The 1,081-nt window shown below is 57.8% G+C and carries 1 protein-coding gene; it reads right to left on the bottom strand.

All coding sequences use genetic code 11. The annotated features are described in order from the left end of the window. Positions 1–502: 502 nt before the first annotated feature. The coding region (locus HMPREF3114_RS20800) for an RHS repeat-associated core domain-containing protein (protein ID WP_141750864.1) at positions 503–1,081 on the bottom strand (579 nt) is incomplete at its 5' end.

Raw genomic sequence — 1,081 nt, 5'->3', positions numbered from 1 at the left:
CACTTGGGATCTGGTTGCCGAACACTTCGCTCTTTCTGCTCCGCGCCCAAGCCGGGACATCGGGCGACCGAGCGATTGCCACGCGCGGTCCACCCGGATGACATCAAGTGAGCGCGACTTCGCCTTAGCTGACCTATTGCGCAGGCGCGCTGGCCCGATGCGTGAGCATCAGAGCGCCGACATCACGGGAGGTCCGTACTGACGGAAACAGAGCCGTCTTCCCTCAGCCAGACGTTCACGTAGGTATCTGGGGGAGGTATCCGATTGATTGACGCCCCTGCGGGAAGGATCTCCCAGCTGGTGATCGAGCCGCAAACTGTTTTATGGATCAACCTGCGACTGTCCAACCCCCGTCTGGCCAGTTCCGTAACAACCACTTCGGGAGGCTGGCGATCAAAGCCTTTGTAGGCAGTGCAACTCTTTCCCGTCTGACCCATGGGGTACGTTGAACTCTCAACCTCATCCCGGCACCCCAGCTGGCCCAGAACGAGCGAGAGGATGGCTAGTATCCGAATGCATCGCATTGCCTGTTGCTCCTTTCCTTTACTGCCCTGCTGTAGGCCTTGTCTACTGCGGCGCCTCCGAGTCCTCCATCGCGCAGCCGAGTTGCACAGATCATCTGCTCTTGATATGCACGACACTCAAGCTCATTGGCCAGCTGCCGATGCTCGATCCCACCATATTCCCAGTCCTTTGGGAATGGGCTTGCACCTTTAGGCCTACCCACGCAGGCATTAGGAACCCTCTTTTCCAATAACGCCTTATGGTTTCGCTCATGCATAACGGTGCATATCTTGTCGCAGCCTGAATTGCAGACACTGACCAGAAATCCTCCATTGCCATCACAAGTCACCATTCCCAGCTGTCCGCCGCACGTACTTGTATCGAACACGGGCTCAAGCCCAAGTGGGTCAGCCGCAAGAAGCGGAGAGGCATTCGAATACCCGTACGCGGAAATGCCGCCGGACAAGCCTATGGGATCCGCTTGCGTATAGCGTCCGGTCGCAGCGTCGTATTCACGCTGGTAGTTGTAGAACAACCCACTCACATCCGTCGCCTGCTGGCCCGGGAAACGCAGTGC

The organism is Stenotrophomonas sp. HMSC10F07 (assembly GCF_001807895.1).
GTDB lineage: Bacteria > Pseudomonadota > Gammaproteobacteria > Xanthomonadales > Xanthomonadaceae > Stenotrophomonas > Stenotrophomonas sepilia.
Note: the sequence above shows the minus strand (reverse complement) of the source record. Positions and strands in the feature narration are given on the sequence as shown.